This is a genomic window from Stenotrophomonas sp. B1-1 (assembly GCF_010894375.1).
Taxonomy (GTDB): Bacteria; Pseudomonadota; Gammaproteobacteria; order Xanthomonadales; family Xanthomonadaceae; genus Stenotrophomonas.
Genome location: NZ_JAAIUZ010000007.1, coordinates 61,870 through 78,457, shown reverse-complemented (window position 1 = coordinate 78,457; position 16,588 = coordinate 61,870). Strand labels below are relative to the sequence as shown.

The 16,588-nt window shown below is 65.6% G+C and carries 16 protein-coding genes and 1 pseudogene; 6 read left to right on the top strand and 11 right to left on the bottom strand.

Annotation, left to right across the window (positions count from 1 at the left end; all coding sequences use genetic code 11):
- The 4 genes and pseudogenes from G4G00_RS06315 (at position 1) to G4G00_RS06300 (ending at position 5,349) form a co-directional block, all read left to right on the top strand.
- Positions 1–1,302 carry an ABC transporter permease gene (locus G4G00_RS06315; protein ID WP_164271951.1) on the top strand — a complete coding sequence of 434 codons (1,302 nt, stop codon included), beginning with the start codon at positions 1–3 and terminating at the stop codon, positions 1,300–1,302.
- Positions 1,303–1,322: 20 nt separating this feature from the next.
- Positions 1,323–2,540, top strand: coding sequence for an FtsX-like permease family protein (locus G4G00_RS06310; RefSeq protein WP_108754233.1), 1,218 nt, complete (start codon positions 1,323–1,325; stop codon positions 2,538–2,540).
- Between the two features lie 38 nt (positions 2,541–2,578).
- Positions 2,579–3,559: pseudogene (locus tag G4G00_RS06305) on the top strand (sigma 54-interacting transcriptional regulator); the annotation flags it as partial.
- Between the two features lie 428 nt (positions 3,560–3,987).
- Complete coding sequence (locus tag G4G00_RS06300) at positions 3,988–5,349, top strand: ATP-binding protein (RefSeq protein WP_108750373.1); 1,362 nt, start codon at positions 3,988–3,990, stop codon at positions 5,347–5,349.
- Between the two features lie 104 nt (positions 5,350–5,453).
- Here G4G00_RS06300 and G4G00_RS06295 read toward each other — a convergent pair whose 3' ends face one another.
- Together G4G00_RS06295 and glmU are read right to left on the bottom strand one after the other, a co-directional pair.
- Positions 5,454–5,987, bottom strand: coding sequence for a GNAT family N-acetyltransferase (locus G4G00_RS06295; protein WP_108754235.1), 534 nt, complete (start codon positions 5,985–5,987; stop codon positions 5,454–5,456).
- Positions 5,956–7,323, bottom strand: coding sequence for a bifunctional UDP-N-acetylglucosamine diphosphorylase/glucosamine-1-phosphate N-acetyltransferase GlmU (gene glmU / locus G4G00_RS06290; protein ID WP_108754236.1), 1,368 nt, complete (start codon positions 7,321–7,323; stop codon positions 5,956–5,958). The genes G4G00_RS06295 and glmU overlap by 32 nt, the downstream gene beginning before the upstream one ends.
- 81 nt (positions 7,324–7,404) lie before the next feature.
- On the opposite strand from glmU, the gene G4G00_RS06285 reads away from it, so the two are divergent.
- Positions 7,405–7,791, top strand: a complete 387-nt coding sequence (locus G4G00_RS06285) for a GtrA family protein (RefSeq protein WP_164271949.1) — start codon at positions 7,405–7,407, stop codon at positions 7,789–7,791.
- A 114-nt stretch (positions 7,792–7,905) separates the two neighbouring features.
- Here the strand turns inward: G4G00_RS06285 and G4G00_RS06280 are convergent, their stop codons facing one another.
- From G4G00_RS06280 to G4G00_RS06240, 9 genes are all read right to left on the bottom strand, one after another.
- Entirely contained in the window at positions 7,906–8,328 is a 423-nt protein-coding gene (locus tag G4G00_RS06280) for a F0F1 ATP synthase subunit epsilon (RefSeq protein ID WP_005419509.1), read from the bottom strand.
- Positions 8,329–8,330: 2 nt separating this feature from the next.
- Positions 8,331–9,737: a F0F1 ATP synthase subunit beta gene (gene atpD, locus G4G00_RS06275; protein ID WP_032129045.1), complete on the bottom strand. Its 1,407-nt coding sequence runs from the start codon at positions 9,735–9,737 to the stop codon at positions 8,331–8,333.
- A gap of 38 nt (positions 9,738–9,775) precedes the next feature.
- Positions 9,776–10,639, bottom strand: coding sequence for a F0F1 ATP synthase subunit gamma (gene atpG, locus G4G00_RS06270; RefSeq protein ID WP_049435859.1), 864 nt, complete (start codon positions 10,637–10,639; stop codon positions 9,776–9,778).
- A 95-nt stretch (positions 10,640–10,734) separates the two neighbouring features.
- Positions 10,735–12,282, bottom strand: coding sequence for a F0F1 ATP synthase subunit alpha (gene atpA / locus G4G00_RS06265; protein WP_108754238.1), 1,548 nt, complete (start codon positions 12,280–12,282; stop codon positions 10,735–10,737).
- A 44-nt stretch (positions 12,283–12,326) separates the two neighbouring features.
- Positions 12,327–12,854 (bottom strand): F0F1 ATP synthase subunit delta, encoded by a 528-nt coding sequence (locus G4G00_RS06260; RefSeq protein ID WP_108754239.1) that lies wholly within the window; start codon positions 12,852–12,854, stop codon positions 12,327–12,329.
- 2 nt (positions 12,855–12,856) lie between these two features.
- A complete protein-coding gene (locus G4G00_RS06255) occupies positions 12,857–13,327 on the bottom strand; it encodes a F0F1 ATP synthase subunit B (RefSeq protein ID WP_108750366.1) in 471 nt (156 codons plus the stop codon).
- A gap of 107 nt (positions 13,328–13,434) precedes the next feature.
- Positions 13,435–13,740, bottom strand: a complete 306-nt coding sequence (gene atpE, locus G4G00_RS06250) for a F0F1 ATP synthase subunit C (protein ID WP_005411133.1) — start codon at positions 13,738–13,740, stop codon at positions 13,435–13,437.
- A 73-nt stretch (positions 13,741–13,813) separates the two neighbouring features.
- Entirely contained in the window at positions 13,814–14,614 is an 801-nt protein-coding gene (gene atpB / locus G4G00_RS06245) for a F0F1 ATP synthase subunit A (protein ID WP_108750365.1), read from the bottom strand.
- Positions 14,615–14,645: 31 nt separating this feature from the next.
- The gene (locus G4G00_RS06240) at positions 14,646–14,978 is read right to left on the bottom strand and encodes a hypothetical protein (RefSeq protein ID WP_057496518.1); all 333 of its coding nucleotides are present in this window, start codon (positions 14,976–14,978) and stop codon (positions 14,646–14,648) included.
- 497 nt (positions 14,979–15,475) lie between these two features.
- Between G4G00_RS06240 and G4G00_RS06235 the strand changes: the two genes are divergently transcribed.
- On the top strand, positions 15,476–16,294 hold the full coding sequence (locus G4G00_RS06235) for a hypothetical protein (protein ID WP_108754240.1): 819 nt from the start codon (positions 15,476–15,478) through the stop codon (positions 16,292–16,294).
- The last annotated feature ends 294 nt before the right edge of the window (positions 16,295–16,588 follow it).

Genomic DNA, 16,588 nt, shown 5'->3' with positions numbered 1-16,588 from the left:
ATGTTCGCCTACTACGCCCGCCTGGCGGCGCGCAGCTTCCGCCGCAACAAGGTGCTGACCGCGCTGATGGTGGTGGCCATCGCGCTGGGCATCGGTGCCTCGATGACCACCCTGACCGTCTTCCATGTGCTCTCCGGCGATCCGATTCCGGACAAGAGCGATCGCCTGTTCTACGTGCAGCTGGACCCGGGCCCGCGCGGTGGCTACGTGCCCGGCGAAGAGCCCAATTCGCAGATGACCCGCTTCGACGGCGAGGCGCTGCTGCGCGAAGCCAAGGCCGAACGCCAGGCCTTGATGAGCGCCGGCGGCGGTACCATCGAACCGGACAGCAGCACCCTGCAGCCGTTCACGATCGATACGCGCTGGACCTCGGCCGACTTCTTCCCGATGTTCAACGTGCCCATGCAGTACGGCCGCCCCTGGACCCGCCAGGACGATGAGGGCCGCGCGCGCGTGGTGGTCATCTCCAAGGCGCTGAACGACAAGCTGTACCAGGGCGGCAACAGCGTGGGCAAGGACATCCGCATGGATGGCCAGAGCTTCCGCATCGTGGGCGTGATGAAGGAATGGAATCCCGAACCGCAGTTCTTCGACCTGACCACCGGCAGCTACGGCAAGGATGAGGATCTGCTGCTGCCGGTCACCACCTCCTTCGACATGAAGCTGGGCAGCGGCGGCAACATGAACTGCTTCGGCGAGAACCCGGACGGCAACAGCTATTCGTTGAACGCGCCCTGCACCTGGCTCCAGTACTGGGCCGAAGTGCCGCCGGAAAAGGCCGACGACTACCGCCGCTACCTGGAAAACTACTCCAGCCAGCAGCGTGAGGCCGGCCGCTTCGAGCGCCCGCCGAATGTGCGCCTGCGCAACGTGATGGAGTGGCTGGATTTCAACGGCGCGGTGCCCAGCGATGTGCGCCTGCAGCTGTGGCTGGCGCTGGGCTTCCTGGGCGTGTGCCTGGTCAACACGGTGGGCCTGCTGCTGGCCAAGTTCCTGCGCCGCAGCGGTGAAATCGGCGTGCGCCGTGCGCTGGGCGCCAGCCGCGGCCAGATCTTCCTGCAGTGCCTGGTGGAAGCCGGTGCGGTGGGCGTGGTCGGCGGCGTGCTCGGCATCGGCGTGGCCCTGCTCGGTCTGTTCGCGGTGCGCCAGCAGCCGGTGGACTACGCCAAGCTGGCCCACCTGGACGGCAGCATGCTGCTGCTGGCCATCGGCCTGACCCTGTTTGCCAGCCTTGCAGCCGGCTTCCTGCCCGCCTGGCGCGCGATGCAGGTCACCCCGGCCATCCAGCTCAAGTCGCAGTAAGCACCCGAACGAGGACTCCCATGGACATCCGCCCCATCCTCAGCACCCTGCGCCGGCACAAGACCGCTGCCGCCCTGATCGTGCTGGAAGTCGCCCTGACCTGCGCCATCGTCTGCAATGCGCTGTTCCTGGTCAGCCAGCGCGTGGAAAAGATCAGCATGCCCAGCGGCATTGCCGAGAACGAACTGGTGATGGTGCGCGTGAGCGGCATCGGCAAGCAGACCAACGGCCTGGCCCGCACCCGCGAAGACCTGGCCTCGCTGCGCGCCATTCCCGGCGTCACCAGCGCCACCATCATCAACCAGGTCCCCTTCCGCGGCGGTTCTTCAAGCAGCAGCATCCAGCGCCAGCAGGACCAGGAACAGCCGACCACGGAAGCGTCGATGTACACGATGTCCGAAGACGGCATCCGCACCATGGGCATCAACGTGATCGCCGGGCGTGACTTCCAGCCCGACGAATACCGGGACTATGAAGTGGTCAGCAAGGCCGGTTCGCAGGACAAGGCGATCCCGGTGATCTTCACCCAGGCCACCGCCGCGAAGATGGAACCCAACGGCAATGCGCTGGGCAAGACCTACTACATGGGCAAGCAGCCGCTGCATGTGATCGGCATCGTCGATACGCTCACCACCCCCACCGGCTGGGCCAACAACTGGTCCGAATCGATGCTGATGCCGCTGCGCCGTGGCTTCGACGAAGGCGGCACCTACATGCTGCGCACCGCACCGGAGCGCCGCGACGAGGTGCTGAAGGCCGCGGTGGCTGCACTGGAACGCAACGATCCCAACCGCCTGATGCGCGAAAAGATGACCTATGAAGAACAGCGCCAGAAGTACTTCAGCAACGACCGCGCCATGGTCGGCCTGCTGGTGACGGTGTGCGTGGCGCTGCTGGTGGTCACGGCCCTGGGCATCGTCGGCCTGGCCAGCTTCTGGGTGCAGCAGCGCAGCAAGCAGATCGGCATCCGCCGTGCGCTGGGTGCCACCCGCGGGCAGATCCTGCGCTACTTCCAGACCGAGAACTTCCTGCTGGCCACCCTGGGCATCGTGCTGGGCATGCTGGCGGCCTACGCCATCAACCTGGCCCTGATGAACATGTACGAGCTGCCGCGCATGCCGCTGCTGTACCTGCCGCTGGGCGCCCTGCTGCTGTGGGTGCTGGGCCAGATCGCGGTGTTCGGCCCGGCCCGGCGCGCCGCCGCGGTACCGCCGGCGGTGGCCACCCGCGGGGCCTGAGACGTACCCCCGGGCCCTGCGCGGCCACGGGTTTGGCTATGCTTGATGGGTGGCGCCGGTCACGGCTCTCTTGGCGCCACCCATCCCTTCTCCAGAATGCGTCCATGCCTGCGATCCTGATCATCGACGACAACGCCAGCGTAGCTACCGCGTTGGACGTGCTGTTTTCCCTGCATGACATCGACACCCTGCAGGCGCAGAGCCCGGCCGATGGGCTGGCCCTGCTGGAATCGCAGCCGGTGGATCTGGTGATCCAGGACATGAACTTCACCGAAGACACCACCTCCGGTGAGGAAGGCGAAGCACTGTTCGCGCAGATCCGCGCGCGCCACCCCGATCTGCCGGTCATCCTGCTGACCGCCTGGACCCACCTGAGCAGTGCGGTGGACCTGGTGAAGGCCGGTGCCGCCGACTACCTGGCCAAGCCGTGGGATGACCGCAAGCTGCTGACCACGGTGAACAACCTGCTGGAGCTGTCCGAGGCGCGCCGCGAGCTGGACCAGCGCCGCGCCCGCGAACAGCGCCAGCGCACGGCGCTGGAAACCAAGTACGAGCTGTGTGATGCGGTGTTCGCCGATCCAGCCAGCGAGCGCATCATCGCCCTGGCCTGCCAGGTGGCACGCTCGGAACTGCCGGTGCTGATCACCGGCCCCAATGGCGCCGGCAAGGAAAAGATCGCGCAGATCATCCAGGCCAATTCACTGGCGGCCAAGGGCCCGTTCGTGGCGGTGAACTGCGGCGCGCTGCCCTCGGAACTGATCGAAGCCGAACTGTTCGGCGCCGAGGCCGGTGCCTATACCGGTGCCAACAAGGCACGCGAGGGCAAGTTCGAGGCGGCCGACGGCGGCACGCTGTTCCTGGATGAGATCGGCAACCTGTCCTTGGGCGGGCAGATGAAACTGCTGCGCGTACTGGAAACCGGCCGCTTCGAGCGCTTGGGCTCCAACCGCGAGCGGCAGGTGAAGGTGCGCGTGGTCAGCGCGACCAATGCGGACCTGCCGGCGATGATCCGCGACGGCAGCTTCCGCGAAGATCTGTATTACCGCTTGAACACCGTGGAGCTGGCACTACCGCCGCTGGCCGAGCGGCCCGGTGACATCCTGCCGCTGGCCGAGCGCTTCCTGGCCGCCGGCAAGCCGCTGTCCAGCGCCGCCGCGGCCGCGCTGCAGCGCCACCCGTGGCCGGGCAACGTGCGCGAACTGCGCAATGTGATCCAGCGCGCCGAACTGCTGGCCAGTGGCCCGCGCATCGAGGTGACCGATCTGAACCTGCCGCGCGCGCCGGCCGCAGCACGCCCGGCGCCCAGTGCCGGCAATGACCCGGACCGCGCGCGTATTGAAGAGGTGCTGGCACGCAACCACGGGGTGATTGCGCAGGCGGCCGCCGAACTGGGGTTGAGCCGGCAGGCGTTGTATCGCCGCATGGATCGCCACGGCATTCCGCGCGAATGAAGCGGCGCTCGTTCACCTTCCGCCTGTTCCTGCGCCTGCTGCCGGTGCTGGCGCTGGCTGCGGCATTGCCGTGGTTGCTGGCCTACTGGCTGGACCACGGCTGGGCGGTCACCCTGGTGTCCACCGTGCTGCTGCTGGCGCTGATGTGGTGGGCGCTGCGCCGTGCCACCGCACCGGTGCGATCGCTGATGCGGGCATTGGCCGGCACCACCAGCAGCTACCGCGACGGCGAATACAACTTCAGCGTGCATTGGCCAGGCAACGACGAGCTGGGTGACCTGGTGCAGGCCCACCGCGAACTGGGCGATGTGCTGCGCGAACAGCGCCAGGGCCTGGTGCAGCGCGAGCTGCTGCTGGACACCATGGTGCAGAACACGCCGGTGGCCATGCTGCTGATCGCCGCCGGTGGCGATGGCATTGCGCGCGTGGTGTTTTCCAACCTGGCTGCACGCAAGCTGCTGCACGGCGGCTGGAAGCTGGAGGGCCAACGGCTGCAGGATGTGCTGGAGCAGATGCCGGTGGAGCTGCGCGATGCCATCGAGCGCGGCGGCGACAGCCTGTTCGCAGTGCGCCCGGACGTGGACGACGGTACCGAAGTGGACGAGGACGACGAACAGGTCTACCACCTGTCGCGGCGCGCGTTCCATCTGAACGGCCGCCCGCACGATCTGCTGCTGGTGCGGCTGCTGACCGCCGAACTGCGGCGGCAGGAAGTGCAGACCTGGAAGAAGGTGATCCGGGTGATCAGCCATGAGTTGAACAACTCGCTGGCGCCGATCGCCTCGCTGGCCCATTCCGGCGGCGAGCTGGTGAAGCGCGAGCGTTTCGACCGCCTGCCCGAGATCTTCAGCACCATCGAAGACCGCGCACGCCACCTGGAAGGCTTCATCCGCGGCTACGCGCGCTTTGCCAAGCTGCCGCAGCCGCAGCTGCAGACCGTGCACTGGGCGCCGTTCCTGGCGAGCCTGGGCCAGCAGATTCCGTTCACCATGGACCACCCGCCCAGCGAAGACCTGAGCAGCCGCATCGACATCGCCCAGTTCGGCCAGGCGCTGTTGAACCTGCTGAAGAACGCGCATGAAGCCTGCGCCGAAGCCGACCCGCCCAACGACGATGTGCAGGTGCAGCTGACCCGTCTGCCGCAGTGGCTGCGGCTGGATGTGCTGGACCGCGGCAAGGGCATGAACGAGCAGGTGCTGCAGAACGCGCTGATGCCGTTCTATTCCACCAAGCGCAACGGCACCGGGCTGGGCCTGGCGCTGACCCGGGAAATCGTGGAAGCGCACGGCGGGCGGGTGTCATTGCAGAACCGCGGCGAGGGCGGGCTGTGCGTGTCGATCCTGTTGCCGGTGGGGTGAACGGGGGGCCGTATCCACGCATGGCGTGGATCTACCGGGGATAGGACCATGGCCGGCGGCAGTAGATCCACGCCATGCGTGGATAGGCCGATCAAGGTCGGCCGCTACAGCACCCGACGCATCGCGACCCGCAGATGCATCGGAAACGCCAACGCAGCCTCTTCGGCCATCACGGCCTGCAGGCCGGCGCCCCATTCCGCTTCCGGCACCGTGACGAATCCTTCGCTGGCGTAGAAGGCCGCGTTCCACGGCACATCGCTCAACGTGGTCAGTACCGCTGCCGGATAGCCGTCTGCCCTGGCCATCGCCAATGCGTGGCGCAACAGCGCACGTCCATGGCCCCGGCGCGCGTGCGCGGGATCTACATCCATCTGCAGCACATGGAACTCACCTGCCAGTTCACCGGCCAGCAGGTAACCGGCGATTCCGCCGTCGGCCGCATCCACCACCCACACCTGCCGGCGCCGCAGACCTTCGTGTAGCGCAGGCAGATCCAGGCCATGCCCGGCAAACACCTGATAGGCATCATGGCCCTTCAGCAGCTCGCCGGCGCGCTGTTCGATGCCTGGCAGCACGCCGAGCTCATCGGCGTGCGGCACACGTGGCTCAGGACTTCTTGATCGGGCGCTTCCAGCCATCGATGGTTTCCTGTCGTGCGCGCGCCAGGGTCAGCTTGCCATCGGGTGCGGTGCGGGTGATGACCGAGCCCGCCGCAATGGTGGCGCCCTCGCCGATCAGCACCGGCGCCACCAGCGCACTGTTGGAACCGATGAAGGCGTTGTCGCCGATGGTCGTGGTCGACTTGTTCACCCCGTCATAGTTGCAGGTGATGGTGCCGGCGCCGATGTTCACCTTGCTGCCGATCACCGCATCGCCCAGGTAGGTCAGGTGGTTGGCCTTGCTGCCCACGCCCAGGGTGACTTTCTTGGTTTCCACGAAGTTGCCCACGTGCACGCCGTCGGCCAGCACCGTGCCCGGGCGCAGCCGCGCGAACGGGCCGATCTGTGCGGCGCCTTCGCTCACCACGCCTTCCAGATCGCAGTGCGCGCGCACTTCGGTGCCCGGCCCAAGCGTCACGTCCTTCAAGCGGGTGAACGGCCCGATGCTTACGCCATCGGCCAGCACCACGGTGCCTTCCAGGATCACGTCCACGTCGATCTGCACGTCGCTGCCCACGGTCACCTGGCCGCGTACATCCACGCGCGCCGGGTCGAGCACGCGCGCGCCCTGGGTGCACAGGGCGCGCACCGCGCGGCGCTGCCACGCACGTTCCAGCTGCGAAAGCTGCCAGGGGTCGTTCGCGCCTTCGGCTTCCTGGGCGTCGGCCACCAGGGCCATCTCCGCCGGGGTGAACTCATGGGCGGCGAAGGCGAACACATCGGTCAGGTAGTACTCGCCCTGCGCGTTGCGGTTGGACAGCTGCGACAGCCAGCGCCGCAGCGCGGTCGATTCGGCGGTGATGATGCCGGTGTTGATGATGCGGATGCGGCGCTGCTCGTCATCGGCATCCTTCTGTTCGACGATGGCGCCGACCTTGCCCTCGGCATCGCGCAGGATGCGGCCGTAGCCGGTCGGGTCGTCCATCTCGGCCACCAGCACCGCCAGGCGGCCCGGCTGCGCCAGCAGGTCACGCAGGGTCTGCGCGCGGATCAGCGGCACATCGCCGTACAGCACCAGCACCTGCGCGGCGTCGGGCACTTCGGGCATGGCCTGGGCCACGGCGTGGCCGGTGCCCAGCTGCTGCGCCTGTTCGGCCCACAGCAGGTCCGGCTGGCCGGCGAAGCGCTGGCGGACCGCATCGCCACCATGACCGTAGACCACGTGGATCGCCGCCGGCTGCAGTTCGCGCGCGGTGGCGATCACATGCGCCAGCATCGGCTGCCCGGCGATCGGCTGCAGCACCTTGGGCAGCACCGACTTCATGCGCTTGCCGGCGCCGGCGGCCAGGATGATCACGTGCAGGGGTTGGGTCATGGGCGGCTATCCGTAGGTCGTTGCCGACGATTCTAGAACGCAGGCCGTTAACATGGGCATCCATTGCCATTGCCGTCCGCCATGAGCCTGTTCCGCCAGGGACGTTCCTACCTTGTTGTCGGCCTGGCCCAGCTGCTGCTGGACTGGCTGCTGTTCGTCGCCTGCACGGCGGCGGGCATGCCGGTGGTGCCGGCCAACGTGGCCGGGCGCGTGGGCGGCATGCTGCTGGGGTTCTGGCTCAACGGGCGCTACACCTTCGCCGATGGCCAGGGCCGCCAGCGGCTGGGGTGGCGCCGGTTCGCGCGCTTCCTGCCGCTGTGGGCGCTGGTGACGATCGCCAGCACCCTGCTGGTGGCCGCCGCCGACCATGCGCTGGGCCTGCAGTACGCATGGCTGGCCAAGCCGCTGGTGGAAGGCGGCCTGGCGTGCGTGTCGTTCCTGCTGATGCGGTATGTGGTCTACCGCTGAGGCGGTGCGCGCGATAGTCGACCAACGGTCGACTCTACGCGCCTCGGCCCATTATCCGCACAAACAAAAACGCCGGCACTGGGCCGGCGTTTTCGTGGGTGCTGCGGGTGAACCTCAGTGCTTCAGGTTCTTGCGCAGACGTTCCAGGGCCTGCAGCTGGACCACGGCTTCGGCCAGCTTCTGCTGGGCTTCGGCCACTTCCATCGCTTCACCACGGTTGGCCAGGATGCGCTCGGCTTCTTCCTTGGCCTTGCGGACCGAGGCTTCGTCGATGTCCTGGGCGCGGATGGCCGTGTCGGCCAGCACGGTCACTACCTGCGGCTGCACTTCCAGGATGCCGCCGGAAATGGCGAAATCCAGCTGCTCGCCGTTCGGCGTGGTGACCACGACCTTGCCGGGCTTGAGTCGGGTGATCAGCGGGGCGTGCTTGGGCGCAATGCCCAGCTCGCCCAGCTCACCGGTCGCCACGACCAGGGTCGCTTCGCCACGGAAGATTTCCTGTTCAGCGCTGACGATGTCGCAACGAATGGTGCTCATGATCAGGCCTTCTCAGCCATCTTCTTGGCCTTCTCGACCGCTTCTTCAATGCCGCCGACCATGTAGAACGCCTGCTCCGGCAGGTGGTCGTATTCGCCATCGACGATGGCCTTGAAGCCACGGATGGTGTCCTTCAGCGGCACGTACTTGCCCGGCGAACCGGTGAACACTTCGGCCACGTGGAACGGCTGGCTGAAGAAGCGCTCGATCTTGCGGGCGCGCGACACGGCCTGCTTGTCTTCTTCGGACAGTTCGTCCATGCCCAGGATGGCGATGATGTCCTTCAGTTCCTTGTACTTCTGCAGGGTCTGCTGGACGCGCTGGGCGGTGTCGTAGTGCTCGTGGCCGATGACCAGCGGGTCCATCTGGCGGCTGGTGGAATCCAGCGGATCGACGGCCGGGTAGATACCCAGCGAGGCGATCGAACGCGACAGGGTGACGGTCGAGTCCAGGTGGGCGAAGGTGGTCGCCGGCGACGGGTCGGTCAAGTCATCGGCGGGCACGTAGACGGCCTGGATCGAGGTGATCGAACCGTTCTTGGTCGAGGTGATGCGTTCCTGCAGAACGCCCATTTCCTCGGCCAGGGTCGGCTGGTAACCCACGGCGGACGGCATACGACCCAGCAGTGCCGACACTTCGGTACCGGCCAGGGTGTAGCGGTAGATGTTGTCGACGAACAGCAGGACGTCCTTACCCTTGCCGTTTTCGTCCTTCTCGTCGCGGAAGTACTCGGCCATGGTCAGGCCGGTCAGGGCGACGCGCAGACGGTTGCCCGGCGGCTCGTTCATCTGGCCGTACACCATCGCCACCTTGTCCAGGACGTTGGAGTCCTTCATTTCGTGGTAGAAGTCGTTGCCCTCACGGGTACGCTCACCCACGCCGGCGAACACGGACAGACCGCTGTGCGCCTTGGCGATGTTGTTGATCAGTTCCATCATGTTGACGGTCTTGCCGACGCCGGCGCCGCCGAACAGGCCGACCTTGCCGCCCTTGGCGAACGGGCACATCAGGTCGATGACCTTGATGCCGGTTTCCAGCAGTTCGGTGGCCGGGCTCTGGTCTTCGTACGACGGGGCTGCACGGTGGATTTCCCAGCTGTCGCTGGCGGCCACCGGGCCGGCTTCGTCGATCGGACGGCCCAGCACGTCCATGATGCGGCCCAGGGTGCCAGCGCCGACCGGCACGGAGATGCCGCGGTCGGTGTTGGTGGCCACCAGGTTGCGCTTCAGGCCATCGGTGGAACCGAGGGCGATGGTACGCACCACGCCGTCGCCCAGCTGCTGCTGGACTTCGAGGGTGATTTCGGTGTTGTCGACCTTCAGTGCGTCATACACCTTCGGCACCGACTCACGCGGGAATTCGACGTCGACGACCGCGCCGATGATCTGAACGATCTTGCCCTGACTCATTGCTGCATCCTCTAAATGTGTGCTTTGAACGAACGCGGTCAGACTGCTGCCGCGCCGCCGACGATTTCGGAGATTTCCTGGGTGATCGCTGCCTGGCGCGCCTTGTTGTAGACGAGCTGCAGTTCGCCGATCAGCTTGTTGGCGTTGTCGCTCGCCGCCTTCATCGCGACCATGCGTGCGGCATGTTCGGAGGCGACGTTTTCCAGCAGTGCCTGGTACACCAGCGATTCGATGTAACGCGTCATCACGTGCTCCAGCACGGTCGCGGCATCGGGTTCGTACAGGTAGTCCCAGTCGTGGTGAGCGACCTGCTTTTCAGCCGGCGGCAGCGGCAGCAGCTGATCGAAGCTGGCCTTCTGCGTCATGGTGTTCACGAAGCGGTTGTAGACCAGGTACACACGGTCGACCTTGCCTTCGGTGAAGGCGTCGAGCATGACCTTGATCACACCGATCAGCGATTCCAGCTTCGGCACGTCGCCGATGTGGGTCACGCTGCCGACCATGTTGACCTTCACGCGGCGGAAGAAGGTCGATGCCTTCTGGCCGATGGTCACCAGGTCCACTTCGGCACCCTTGTCCTGCCATGCCTTGGCTTCGCCCAGCATCTTGCGGAACAGGTTGTTGTTCAGGCCGCCAGCCAGGCCGCGATCGGAGGAGATCACGATGAACCCGACCCGCTTGACCTGCTCACGCTCGACCAGGAACGGATGCTGGTAATCGGTGCTGGCCTGGGCCAGGTGGCCGATCACCTGCTTCATCGCCTGCGCGTACGGACGCGAGGTCTTCATCCGATCCTGCGCCTTGCGGATCTTGGAGGCCGAGACCATTTCCAGGGCGCGCGTCACCTTGCGGGTGTTCTGCACGCTCTTGATCTTGGTTTTGATTTCGCGTCCGCTTGCCATCTCTTGTTTCCCGTGGCGCGGGGCTGCTGCCCCGCGTTGTTCAACCGTTTGTCATCTGGTCCAGCGGAGCATGGCTCCGCTCTACAGGACCGCGATTACCAGCTGCCGGTGGTCTTGAACTCGGCGATGCCCTTCTTGAAGGCACCTTCGATGTCGTTGTCCCAGCCGCCGGTGGCGTTGACCTTGCTGACCAGTTCGCCCTGGGTGTTGGCGAAGTGGGCGTGCAGGCCTTCTTCGAACGCCAGCAGCTTGTTGACCGGCACGTCGTCCAGGTAGCCCTCGTTGACGGCGTAGATCGACAGCGCCTGGTTGGCGATGGACATCGGCGCGTACTGCTTCTGCTTCATCAGCTCGGTCACGCGCTGGCCGCGCTCCAGCTGCTTGCGGGTCGCTTCGTCCAGGTCCGAGGCGAACTGCGCGAACGCAGCCAGTTCACGGTACTGGGCCAGCGAGATACGGATGCCGCCCGACAGCTTCTTGATGATCTTGGTCTGGGCCGAGCCACCGACGCGCGACACCGAGATACCGGCGTTCACGGCCGGGCGGATGCCGGCGTTGAACAGGTCGGTTTCCAGGAAGATCTGGCCGTCGGTGATCGAGATCACGTTGGTCGGAACGAAGGCGGACACGTCGCCGGCCTGGGTTTCGATGATCGGCAGCGCGGTCAGCGAACCGGTCTTGCCGGTGACCTTGCCTTCGGTGAACTTCTCGACGTATTCCTCGGACACGCGGGCAGCGCGTTCCAGCAGGCGCGAGTGCAGGTAGAACACGTCACCCGGGTAGGCTTCACGGCCCGGCGGGCGCTTCAGCAGCAGCGAGATCTGGCGGTAGGCCACGGCCTGCTTGGACAGATCGTCGTACACGATCAGCGCGTCTTCGCCGCGGTCCATGAAGTACTCACCCATGGTGCAGCCCGAGTAGGCGCTGATGTACTGCATGGCAGCCGATTCGGAAGCGGTAGCGGCAACCACGATGGTGTGGGCCAGCGCGCCGTTCTCTTCCAGCTTGCGCACGATGTTGGCGATGGTCGAAGCCTTCTGGCCGATCGCAACGTACACGCACTTGATGCCGGTGCCCTTCTGGTTGATCACCGCATCGATGGCCATGGCGGTCTTGCCGGTCTGGCGGTCGCCGATGATCAGCTCGCGCTGGCCACGGCCGATCGGGATCATCGAGTCGACCGACTTGTAACCGGTCTGCACCGGCTGGTCGACCGACTTGCGCCAGATCACGCCCGGAGCAACGCGCTCCACCGGGGCGGTGACGTCGGTGCCCAGCGGGCCCTTGCCGTCGATCGGTTCGCCCAGGGCGTTCACCACGCGGCCCAGCAGTTCCGGACCGACCGGCACTTCCAGGATGCGACCGGTGGTCTTGGCGACGTCGCCTTCGCGCAGGTTCTCGTAGTCACCCAGGACCACGGCGCCGACCGAGTCGCGCTCCAGGTTCAGGGCCAGGGCGAAGGTGTTGTTCGGCAGTTCGATCATTTCGCCCTGCATCACGTCGGCCAGACCGAAGATGCGCACGATGCCGTCGGACACGCTGGTCACGGTGCCTTCGTTGCGCGATTCCGCGGCCAGCTTGACCTTCTCGATGCGGTTCTTGATCAGTTCGCTGATTTCGGAGGGGTTGAGCGTGGTTGCCATCGTCAAGTCCTAGTGCCGGCAGCGGGGCCGGACGTTAAATGAATTCAGTTAGCGAGCGCGGTCTGCAGACGGGCCAGCTTGCCCTTCAGCGAACCATCAATGACCACGTCGCCGGCATCGATCACGGCGCCGCCGATCAGCGAGGCATCCACCGCGGTGGTCACATCGACCTCGCGGTTGAAGCGCTTGCGCAGCGCGACCTTGATCGCGTCCAGCTCGCCGGCCGACAGTTCGGCGGCCGAGGTCACGGTGGCCTTGACCACCTGTTCGGCTTCGGCGCGCAGGGCGTCGTACATGCCGGCGATTTCCGGCAGCAGCGGCAGACGATGCGATTCGGCCAGGATGGCCAGGAAACGCGAGTAGCTTTCGCCGTGGTTCACCGGCGCCAGCAGGGCGACGGCGTCGTCACGACCCAGCTCCGGGTTGGCGAGCAGGGCCGCCACGCGCGGGTCGGCGGCGACGTGGGCGGAGAACGCGAGGGCGTCCGACCACGGCGCGAACGTGCCTTCGTCGCGCGCGGTCGCGAAGGCGGCGCGGGCGTACGGGCGGGCAAGCGTGAGGGCCTGGCTCATCCTTAGATCTCCGAGGCCAGCTCGTCGAGCAGCGCCTTGTGGGCGTTGGCGTCGATTTCGCGCTTGAGCAGCTTTTCGGCACCGGTCACGGCCAGCGCGGACACCTGCTTGCGCAGATCTTCACGGGCACGGTTGGCGGCGGCGTCGATTTCAGCCTGGGCCAGTTCCTTCTGACGGGTGGCTTCGGTGATCGCTTCGGTACGGGCAGCGTCGACGATCTGGTTGGCGCGCGCGTGGGCCTGGTCGATGATCTCGTTGGCCTTGGTGCGTGCGTCCTTCAGTGCTTCGTTGACCTTTTCCTGCGCCTGGGCCAGATCTTTCTGGCTGCGGTCGGCAGCGGCGAGGCCTTCAGCAATCTTCTGCTGGCGCTCTTCGATCGCGTTCATCAGCGGCGGCCAGATCTTGGTCGCGATGATCCAGATCAGACCAGCGAAGGCGAGCGCCTGCGCAAGAAGGGTGAAATTGATATTCATGGTTAGCTCGATCGCTGGTTTCGGGGTGGATGCGCCGCCGGAGCGGCGCACCCGGACCTTCATCCGAAACCGGGTGCATCAGCACCCGGTCGTCTCAAACCGCTGTATCAGCCGGCCAGAGCCTTGGTGACGGCGCCAGCGAAGGCGGCCGACAGCGGGTTGGCGAAGGCCAGCAGCAGGCCGACGGCGACCGAGATGATGAACGCGGCGTCGATCAGGCCGGCGGTGATGAACATGCGGACCTGCAGGACCGGGATCAGTTCCGGCTGGCGGGCGGCCGACTCCAGGAACTTACCAGCCATGATGGCCAGACCCAGACCGGCGCCCAGCGCGGCCAGGCCGATCATGATGCCGACGGCAAGGGCGGTGGAGCTCTGAATCTGCGCGAAGTTGGTCAGGACGGCGAAGTACATGGTTATCTCCAGGAACTAAGTTGCTAAGGGTGATGAAACGGATGAAGGTTGAAACGCGTTGAAGCTTGGAACTTTAGTGAGCGTCTTCCGACAGGCTCAGGTACACGATCGACAGCATCATGAAGATGAAGGCCTGCAGCGGGATCACCAGCAGGTGGAACAGCATCCAGCCAAGGCCGAACGCACCACCGGCAATGGCACCGAAGAAACCGGCACCACCCAGCACCCAGATCAGCAGGAACACGATTTCGCCGCCGAACATGTTGCCGAACAGTCGCATCGCCAGCGAGATCGGCTTGCTCAGCCACTCGACGATGTTGAGGATCAGGTTGAACGGCATCATCCACTTGCCGAACGGCGCCGTCAGGAATTCCTTGATGAAACCGCCCAGGCCCTTCGCACGCAGGGCGAAGAACAGCATCAGGAAGAACACGCTGAAGGCCATGCCCAGGGTGGCGTTGACGTCAGCGGTCGGCACCGGCTTCCAGTAGTGGATACCGGCCATTTCCAGCGGCTTGGCGATGAAATCGGCCGGGATCATCTTCAGCAGATTCATCAGCAGAATCCAGAAGAAGATGGTGATGGCGATCGGCGTGACCAGCTTGCTCTTGCCGTGGTAGGTGTCCTTGGCCTGGCGGTCGACGAACTCCAGGCAGATTTCCACGAAGGCCTGCCACTTGCCCGGCACGCCAGCGGTGGCCTTGCGGGTGCCCAGCCAGAACGCGACCACGATCACCAGGCCCATCAGGACCGCGGTGAGGAACGTATCGACGTGGATGTGCCAGAACATCCCTTCGCCGTTACCGACCGGGGCGGTCAGGTTCTGCAGGTGATGCTGGATGTAGCTGGTAGGGGTTAGAGCCTCGCCCGCCATGTGTCCGGAACCTTCGTTAATTGAATTTTTGTCAACGCCTGGCCATGGCCAGGACCTGGAACATCAAACCGACGGCGATACCGGCCAGCAGCGCCAATGCAGGCAGCTTGAAGACCAGGAACCCCACCAGCAGGACGCCGAAAACCACGACCCACTTGGCGACAATCGCGACAATCAGCCGCGCCATCGCCGAACCCGCTGCCACCGCCCCACCACTGAGCGCCATCCGTGCCGCGACCCAGCCACCGGCCGAGATCGCCACCCCGGACGCCAGGGCGCCAAGGGCGTACTTCGGCCCTACCAGGAGGAAGGCCAGAGCCAGCACAGCGACTGCAGCCAGCGGGTAGACCGCGGCGCGCAGCATCAGTCGCCGACCCGCTTCAACGGAGTTCAGCACAGGACGTCCCACGTGGTTACAAGTGAATGGCTGAGGCCGCTAAAACAGGGGGTGCCTCATCGAGCCGCCAAATTATAGCAATGGGACAATTTGCGAGACAACCGCTGCCTGTTCATCCCGGAAGCCGCAAGTTGCGGGAACGGCAGGTTTTTTACGGCCCAGCAGGGGGACAATGGCGTCCGCCGCATGCTGCAGCGCAGCGCATTGAACTTTGGTCGCACGGCCGGGAACTTTCCCGCACGCCTGCAGTCTGACCTTTCGACCTGCCTGCTGCACTTCCTCGTCGATGCTCCGCCCAGCAGGTCCCAGGATGGCCCCGAAGCGCGCTCCGGGGCCATCTTCTTTGCAACGTCATGACCGCGCTGAACCGTCCACGCAACGTGGACCATACGTTCACGTAGGGTGGACGCGCGCGTCCGGCACAGTGGCTTTCATCCCGAATGAACCACCGCAAGGACTCTCTGATGCGCTCCGTACCCACCCTGCTCGCCCTCTCGCTGCTCGCCGCTGGCGCTTCCTTCGCTTCGTCCGCCCAAGCTGCGGAAGGCGATGACCGCTTCGCCCTGCGCCTGGGTGCGATGAACATCGATTCGGACAACACGCTGCGTGGCCAGACCAACGTGGCCGGACAGGACATCGGCTTCTCCGAGGACTTCAAGCTGGGCGGCAAGGAATGGGAACCGCGCATCGACGGCATGTTCCGCATCAGCGACCGCCAGCGCCTGCTGTTCAACTACTTCAAGTACGACAAGGACCGCCGCGAGACGCTGGGCCAGGACATCACCTTCGGTGACGTCAACGTGCCGGCCGACAGCTTCGTCAAGGCCGAACTGAAGTACCAGGTGGCCAGCCTGGTGTACGACTACTCGGTGGTGGACACCGAGAAGTTCGACCTGGGCCTGCAGCTGGGTGCCGAGTACGCCAAGGTCAGCACCAAGGGCTATGCCGATCTGGGCACCGTGTATGAAGGCCAGTTCCTGGACGAGAAGGCCGACGGCGTGGCGCCGGTGGTCGGTGCGCGACTGAGCTTCACCCCGTCGGAAAAGTGGATGATCACCCTGCAGGGCCAGTACCTGAACACCCGCTGGGGCAGCTTCGACGACTACAAGGGCGACCTGAGCCGCGCCAATGCCATCGTTGATTACCGCTTCACCGACAACTTCGGCGTGTTCGCCGGCTACGACTGGTTCAAGCTGGACGTGGACCAGAAGGGCAGCGACGGCACCATCGGCCTGAAGCAGGAATTCAAGGGCCCGGTGGCCGGCATCAGCGTCAGCTTCTAAGCGTTACCGCTCTCTCTCTCCAACGCGGCGCCCGGGCAACCAGGCGCCGCGTTTTTTTGTGTTCCCGTGTAGAACGCGTGGCTGATGGTGTGTCGGGCGCGGGCTGTGGAGGGCGCGGCTTTCTGTCCGCCGAAAGCCGAGCCGCATCGCGGGTGGCAGGCATTCGGGCAAATTCAAGGAGGAGGCTGGCGCCGCCAAGCGGCGGCCGGGGGACATTTGCCGGAATGCCGGCCACCCGCGGCGCGGCCCCGACCCTCGCCACAGCAGCAACCGAAGCCCCACGCATGCTTCAGG

What these genes read in the sequence shown, in the direction of transcription:
- G4G00_RS06300 (WP_108750373.1), top strand. Translation starts at nt 3,988, where the DNA reads ATGAAGCGGCGCTCGTTCACCTTCCGCCTGTTCCTGCGCCTGCTGCCG.
- G4G00_RS06235 (WP_108754240.1), top strand. Translation starts at nt 15,476, where the DNA reads ATGCGCTCCGTACCCACCCTGCTCGCCCTCTCGCTGCTCGCCGCTGGC.
- atpG (WP_049435859.1), bottom strand. Translation starts at nt 10,639, where the DNA reads ATGGCAAGCGGACGCGAAATCAAAACCAAGATCAAGAGCGTGCAGAAC.
- atpB (WP_108750365.1), bottom strand. Translation starts at nt 14,614, where the DNA reads ATGGCGGGCGAGGCTCTAACCCCTACCAGCTACATCCAGCATCACCTG.
- G4G00_RS06315 (WP_164271951.1), top strand. Translation starts at nt 1, where the DNA reads ATGTTCGCCTACTACGCCCGCCTGGCGGCGCGCAGCTTCCGCCGCAAC.
- glmU (WP_108754236.1), bottom strand. Translation starts at nt 7,323, where the DNA reads ATGACCCAACCCCTGCACGTGATCATCCTGGCCGCCGGCGCCGGCAAG.
- G4G00_RS06255 (WP_108750366.1), bottom strand. Translation starts at nt 13,327, where the DNA reads ATGAATATCAATTTCACCCTTCTTGCGCAGGCGCTCGCCTTCGCTGGT.
- atpD (WP_032129045.1), bottom strand. Translation starts at nt 9,737, where the DNA reads ATGAGTCAGGGCAAGATCGTTCAGATCATCGGCGCGGTCGTCGACGTC.
- G4G00_RS06285 (WP_164271949.1), top strand. Translation starts at nt 7,405, where the DNA reads ATGAGCCTGTTCCGCCAGGGACGTTCCTACCTTGTTGTCGGCCTGGCC.
- G4G00_RS06310 (WP_108754233.1), top strand. Translation starts at nt 1,323, where the DNA reads ATGGACATCCGCCCCATCCTCAGCACCCTGCGCCGGCACAAGACCGCT.
- G4G00_RS06260 (WP_108754239.1), bottom strand. Translation starts at nt 12,854, where the DNA reads ATGAGCCAGGCCCTCACGCTTGCCCGCCCGTACGCCCGCGCCGCCTTC.
- atpE (WP_005411133.1), bottom strand. Translation starts at nt 13,740, where the DNA reads ATGTACTTCGCCGTCCTGACCAACTTCGCGCAGATTCAGAGCTCCACC.
- G4G00_RS06280 (WP_005419509.1), bottom strand. Translation starts at nt 8,328, where the DNA reads ATGAGCACCATTCGTTGCGACATCGTCAGCGCTGAACAGGAAATCTTC.
- G4G00_RS06240 (WP_057496518.1), bottom strand. Translation starts at nt 14,978, where the DNA reads ATGCTGCGCGCCGCGGTCTACCCGCTGGCTGCAGTCGCTGTGCTGGCT.
- G4G00_RS06295 (WP_108754235.1), bottom strand. Translation starts at nt 5,987, where the DNA reads ATGGCTGGAAGCGCCCGATCAAGAAGTCCTGAGCCACGTGTGCCGCAC.
- atpA (WP_108754238.1), bottom strand. Translation starts at nt 12,282, where the DNA reads ATGGCAACCACGCTCAACCCCTCCGAAATCAGCGAACTGATCAAGAAC.